Genomic DNA, 5,381 nt, shown 5'->3' with positions numbered 1-5,381 from the left:
GCCGCGGGCCCCCCCGCCGCGGCGCCGGGCTGGTGCCGCGCCCCCCCCCTCCGCGCGCCCCACCGCCCGCGCCGGCGCCACCCGTCTCCCCCCCCCCCCACGGCCGTGTGCCGTACGTATCTCTGCCGTTTCTCTCGGCTCTCCGTCAGCGAAGGTTGGCGGCCCGTCGCTCCATGGCCTCCCGGGCGGCCTCCTCCGACGCGTACACCTCGCACATGTGCCGTCCGTCGGGTGTCGCCGTGTGCTCGACCTCCCACAGGGACAGCTCACGGCCGTCCCGGAGCAGGAACCCGTGCTCGTAGAGCGAGAAGCACAGCCCCCTGCGGCCGGCCCGGACCGGTCGCCCGAAGGCCTGGGTGATCTGGTGCGCGAACGCCCCGCGCAGCAGCTCGGCCATCTCCTCGCCCGGCCGGTCCGCGTTCTCGGCGCGCCGCAGCAGCCGCCGGCCGTGGTCCGCCGAGTCGTCCGGAACATACGCGTGCAGCGGTTCCGGAATGGCCGACAGCCGCACCAGCAGGGGCAGTTCGAAATCGGGCGTGTCCACGGGCAGCGGCAGGCGCGCGGTCGCGGTGCGCAGCTCTTCCTCGTCCTCGTAGACCTCGTGCTGGGTGTCCCGGCCCGGCGCGGTGTTGTGGACCAGCTCCCAGAGCGTGAGCGCGCTCCCATCGGCCAGCAGCCACGTATGGCGATACGTCTCGCGGTGCAGTCCCGCGCTGTGGTGCGCGGAGTGCAGTGAACTGTCGTGCGCCAGCGCTCGGTCGAGCCGCCCTATCGTGTCGTCCGGCAGCTCGAAGGAGTTCAGGGCACGACCGAGGAGTCGCGCGAGATGCTCCTCCGGAGACTCGGGCGACTCGGGTGGTTCGTACGCTGCCGTCTCGTACGGAACGCTCAAGGCTTCTCCCGGCGTTGCTGCATGTCACCTTGTGGGTGCATACCGTAGCCCCTCGGTCGGACATCATGTCCGGGAACCGAGAAAACGTACACACGAAAAACGCCGGGGCCGCGGGAGAAGTTCCCGCGCGGCCCGTGAAAACCACAAAACCCTTAGGTCAGACGGCACTTCCGGCGGTCCATGCACTCCATGCCATGTTCCAGCCGTTGAGCCCGTTGTCCGGCGAGACCGTCTTGTCGGGGGAGTTCTTGACGGTCACGACGTCCCCGACGAGGGAGTTGTCGAAGAACCACTTGGCGCTCGTGTCGCTCCCGGCGCCCTGCACATCCGCGAGACCGACGCAGCCGTGGCTGGTGCCCTGCTTCCCGAACGGCGGGTTGCCCCGGTCGTACCAGTAGTTGCCGTGGATGAAGGTCCCTGAGGTCGTCAGCCGCATCGCGTTCGGCACGTCCGCGATGTCGTACTCACCGCCGTAGCCGACCGTCGACCCGTTCATCCGCGTCTGCCGGAACTTCTCGGCGATCACCATCTGCCCGTTGTACGTGCTGTTGTCCGCGCTGCCCGTCGAGATCGGGACCGTCTTGACGGTCCGTCCGTCCCGTACGACCGTCATGGTCTGCGTGTCGGCGTCGACGGTGGAGACCTGCGAACGCCCCACCGTGAAGGTGACCTTCTTGTCCTGCACCCCGTAGACGCCGTTCGCGCCCTCGACGCCGTCCAGGTCGACCTTGGTCGTGACCTTGGAGCCGGCCTTCCAGTACTCCTTGGGCCGGAAGTCCAGCCGCTGCGTCCCGAACCAGTGCCCGACCACCTTCTGCCCGCTGCTCGACGTGACCTCGATGTGCGACTGGACGTCCTTCTTGTTGGTGATCGCCTTGTCGAAAGTGAAGGACACCGGCATCCCGACGCCGACCTTCGCCCCGCCGTCGGGCGTGTACGTCCCGATGAAGCTGTTGTCCGTGGAGACCGTCGTGAAGGTGGACCTGGCCGCCGTGGTCTTCCCGCTCTCGCCCTTGGCGGTGGCCGCTATCCGGTACTTGGTCCCCCTCTCCAACCGCTTCTCGGGCTTCCAGCTCTTCCCGTCCCCCGTGACCGACCCCGGTACGTCGGCTCCGCTCGCCGACTCGGTCATCTTCACCTCGGTCAGCTTCCCGTCGCTGACCTTCACACCGGTCGAGTTGATCGACGCCCCCGCCGAGCCGTTCTTGGCGGAGATCGTGATCCGCGCGTCCTCGGATCCACCGGCCTTGTTGTCGGCCTTGGCGTCGCCGCCGCAGGCGGTGAGAGTCAGGGCGCCGACCATCAGGGCGGCACAGGCCGCCAGCGCGCGCCTCGCTGTTGCGTCGGGCGTTGTCACGGGCTGCTCCAGGTTCTCGTGGTGCGGGACGGTCGGTCGATCCGGTCCATGGACAGAAGATCCATGAACAAGGAGCGCAACTCCGACCGCCCGGGTTCCCCCAGCCCGCCCCTGACACCAGCACGTGACAGAGTCGGGACAATCCCAAGCCCCACAACCGCACTTGCCCACCACCGGCCCCTGCGGCCCCGCGCTGCCGGAGACACTCCGCGACAGCACACGGCACACGGCGCACCGCCCACGGCCCCCGCAGGCCGCCACGAAGTCCGCCACACTCCCCGCTGCCGCGGGAAAGAGGGAGCGCGCCCTACCCCCTCCCGTACAACTCCCCGTGCGACAGCCACATCCCGCCCGGGCCCTCCACCGACTCGGCGGCCCGTACCGCCCGCACGATCGCGCGGGTCACCAGGTCCGCTGCCGCGGCGAGGATGTCGTTCAGGGCGAGGGGGTCCTCGGCGGCGAGTGGGCGTGCGCCCGTGGACAGGGCGAACACCGTGTCCCCGTCGTTCAGCAGGTGCACCGGCCGGACGGCTCGCGCGATGCCGTCGTGTGCCGTGCCCGCCACCTTCTGGGCCTGTGCCTTCGACAGGTCGGCGTCCGTCGCGACCACGGCCAGCGTGGTGTTGAGCGGCGGGAGCGAGTTCTTCGCCGCGGCCTCCGTCAGCCGTACCCGCGCCGCCCGGTGGACCTCCTCGGCCGGACAGCCCAGCTGCCCCTGGACCAACTCCCCGTACAGCGCCCCCGTCTCCGGCTCCAGCACCGAGCCCGCCGCGTTGGCGACGACGAGCGCCGCCACCGTGATCCCCGATTCGAGAACGGCACTCGCCGTGCCGACCCCGCCCTTCATCATTCCGACGGCCGCCCCGGTCCCGGCGCCCACGCACCCCTCCCGCACGGGCGCGCCCCGCTCGCTCGCCGCCGCGGCCTCCACCGCCTCGCGGCCCGTCGCCGCGTCCGGCCGGGCCCGGAAGTCGCCGCCCCGGCCCAGATCGAAGACGCAGGCCGCCGGCACGACCGGCACGACATGGTGCGGATCGGGGCCGACCCGCACCCCACGCCCCCGCTCCTCCAGCCAGGCCATCACGCCCGTCGCCGAGTCCAGCCCGAACGCACTGCCGCCGGTCAGCACGATCGCCTCGACCTTGCGCACCACGTTGCGCGGATCGAGCGCGTCGGTCTCCTTCGTACCGGGCCCGCCGCCCCGCACGTCCACGGCGGCGACCGCGCCGCCCTCCGGGGCCAGGACGACCGTCGTCCCGGTGAGCCAGCCATCGCCGATCCGCGTGGCATGTCCCACACGCAGCCCGGTCACATCGGTCAGAGCGTCAACAGTCATGAGCCCAGTGTCGACCCCGGCCCGGCCCTTGCCGGAGACCTCGGCAGCCGCCCGGCCGCCCGCTCGCCTGCGCGTACCCTGAAGGTATGAGCGAAGCCGGAGCATCCACCCCGAAGCCGCGTGAGCCCAAGGCCGCGCTGGTCTTCGACGACCCGCTGAGCCGGCAGTCCGAGGACGACACGGACCGCGGGTGGGGCGAGAGGCCGACCGCCGACAGCGCCGCGGACCTGGCCCGCTTCCTGGACGAGAAGCCGCCCCACCACATCTGATCCCACCCGCGGCCCGGCCGCCGGAGAGCCGCCCCGCGGACCCTGCCCGCGCCCTCGCCCGCCGCTATCGCTCGCTGTGCCCGGAGCCGCGCTGGGCGACCAGGGCGTCGCGGATCTCCTTCAGGACCGCCAGCTCGGTGACCTCGATCACCTCCTGCGTGTTCTCCTTCGCCTTCTGGCGGGCCGCCTGCCGGGCGAGGTACTTGGACATCGGCAGCACCATCAGGAAGTACACGACGGCGGCGGTGATCACGAAGGTCAGCGTCGCGCTGAGGACGGTGCCCCACATGATGGGAATGCCGCTCGTCGCGGTCCCCGTCGCCTCGTCGAAGTCGCAGGGGGACTTCAGGCACGAGCTGTACTTGTCGAGGTCCTTGGTGCCGAAGGCGCCGACCAGCGGGTTGATCACGCCCTTCACCACGGAGTTGACGATGTTGGTGAAGGCAGCGCCGATGACCACCGCGACAGCCAGGTCGACGACGTTCCCGCGCATCAGGAAGGCCTTGAAGCCGTCCAGGATGCTCGGCTCCTTCTTCTTCTCGCTCACCAGGGGGACCCTTCTCGGTTGCACAGATTGTGGAATGAACAGCTCCGCAACCTACGTCAGGGTGCGGCGCCCCTGTCCAATTCCATAACTCCAACGAGCGACTTGACAGCCAAACCGCAACCCGCCTGATCATGCTCAGCACAAGGTCACCGCCAGTCGCGAGGTCACGCCTGCCCCGGCCAGCCGTGCGGCAGTCCTCCTCGGCACGGACAGAACGACCAGCGCCCCGCCCCCGGACACGCTGTCCAAGGACTCCGGAACCTTCGTCACCCGCACCCCACGGGCCACCACCCGTGCGTCACCCGCCGCCGACTGATCGGCCGCGACCACGTCCACCCGATCACCGGGCCTGAGCAGCCGCACGGTCGCAGCATCGGCGATCCGCACAGGCGCGGCCACCATCTCGACCGCCCGCCGCTCCCGCACGGAATCGACCGCCACCGGCCGGGGCGGCCCCGCACCCCGCGCCACCACCTCCCGCGGCCCGGCCGCGACAAGGGCCGCCGCGGTCAGGGCCAGCCCCGCCGCCAGAGCCCGTCTCCGGCACCGGACCAGTCGGCGCAACTGATACCGCCCACCCCGAACCCGTACAGGAGCGAAGTGCGGCACCTGGCACGTACCGGGAACGTCCGTGCCCAACGGACGCGGAAACGAGGACAACTGCGACACGAGTACCACCGCCTGCGGTCGGAGATCGCTTTCGCCCCCAGACTGCGGCCTCACCAAAAATCCTGCCGCCCCCCGTGGACAACCCCCCACTTGTGGAAAACCCCACCCCCCGAACGAGCCCTTCCACTCGCCCTCTCACAACCGACGCGAAGGGGCCGCGGCCCGCACCCGGCGACGAGACCTGGGAGCGGGCCGTGCCGGTACGTCGAAAGTCCGCCGCGTAGGGCTCCCGCAAAAAAGTCAGACCCTCCGACCAAGAGCCGTATGCACGGGGGCGGCGGACTCGACGTACCGGCACGGCCCGCTCCCAC

General features: G+C 70.7%; 6 protein-coding genes. 1 reads left to right on the top strand and 5 read right to left on the bottom strand.

Going from position 1 to position 5,381, the window contains the following annotated elements:
- Positions 1–145 precede the first annotated feature (145 nt).
- The 3 genes from ACFVH5_RS43825 to ACFVH5_RS43815 form a co-directional block, all read right to left on the bottom strand.
- Positions 146–892: a DUF6227 family protein gene (locus ACFVH5_RS43825; RefSeq protein WP_385839278.1), complete on the bottom strand. Its 747-nt coding sequence runs from the start codon at positions 890–892 to the stop codon at positions 146–148.
- 157 nt (positions 893–1,049) lie between these two features.
- Positions 1,050–2,249 (bottom strand): Ig-like domain-containing protein, encoded by a 1,200-nt coding sequence (locus ACFVH5_RS43820; protein WP_385839277.1) that lies wholly within the window; start codon positions 2,247–2,249, stop codon positions 1,050–1,052.
- 307 nt (positions 2,250–2,556) lie between these two features.
- Positions 2,557–3,585, bottom strand: coding sequence for a P1 family peptidase (locus ACFVH5_RS43815; RefSeq protein ID WP_385839276.1), 1,029 nt, complete (start codon positions 3,583–3,585; stop codon positions 2,557–2,559).
- A gap of 86 nt (positions 3,586–3,671) precedes the next feature.
- Between ACFVH5_RS43815 and ACFVH5_RS43810 the strand changes: the two genes are divergently transcribed.
- Complete coding sequence (locus tag ACFVH5_RS43810) at positions 3,672–3,854, top strand: hypothetical protein (RefSeq protein WP_384816057.1); 183 nt, start codon at positions 3,672–3,674, stop codon at positions 3,852–3,854.
- 64 nt (positions 3,855–3,918) lie between these two features.
- Here the strand turns inward: ACFVH5_RS43810 and mscL are convergent, their stop codons facing one another.
- Both mscL and ACFVH5_RS43800 read right to left on the bottom strand, forming a co-directional pair.
- Positions 3,919–4,401 carry a large conductance mechanosensitive channel protein MscL gene (mscL, locus tag ACFVH5_RS43805; RefSeq protein WP_384816054.1) on the bottom strand — a complete coding sequence of 161 codons (483 nt, stop codon included), beginning with the start codon at positions 4,399–4,401 and terminating at the stop codon, positions 3,919–3,921.
- Between the two features lie 135 nt (positions 4,402–4,536).
- On the bottom strand, positions 4,537–5,079 hold the full coding sequence (locus tag ACFVH5_RS43800) for a hypothetical protein (RefSeq protein WP_385839279.1): 543 nt from the start codon (positions 5,077–5,079) through the stop codon (positions 4,537–4,539).
- Positions 5,080–5,381 lie beyond the last annotated feature (302 nt).

The sequence above is a fragment of the Streptomyces sp. NPDC127119 genome (assembly GCF_042677425.1).
Lineage (GTDB): Bacteria > Actinomycetota > Actinomycetes > Streptomycetales > Streptomycetaceae > Streptomyces.
The sequence above is the reverse complement of the archived record's forward strand: the minus strand, read 5'-3'. Positions and strand labels throughout refer to the sequence as shown.

What these genes read in the sequence shown, in the direction of transcription:
- ACFVH5_RS43815 (WP_385839276.1), bottom strand. Translation starts at nt 3,585, where the DNA reads ATGACTGTTGACGCTCTGACCGATGTGACCGGGCTGCGTGTGGGACAT.
- ACFVH5_RS43810 (WP_384816057.1), top strand. Translation starts at nt 3,672, where the DNA reads ATGAGCGAAGCCGGAGCATCCACCCCGAAGCCGCGTGAGCCCAAGGCC.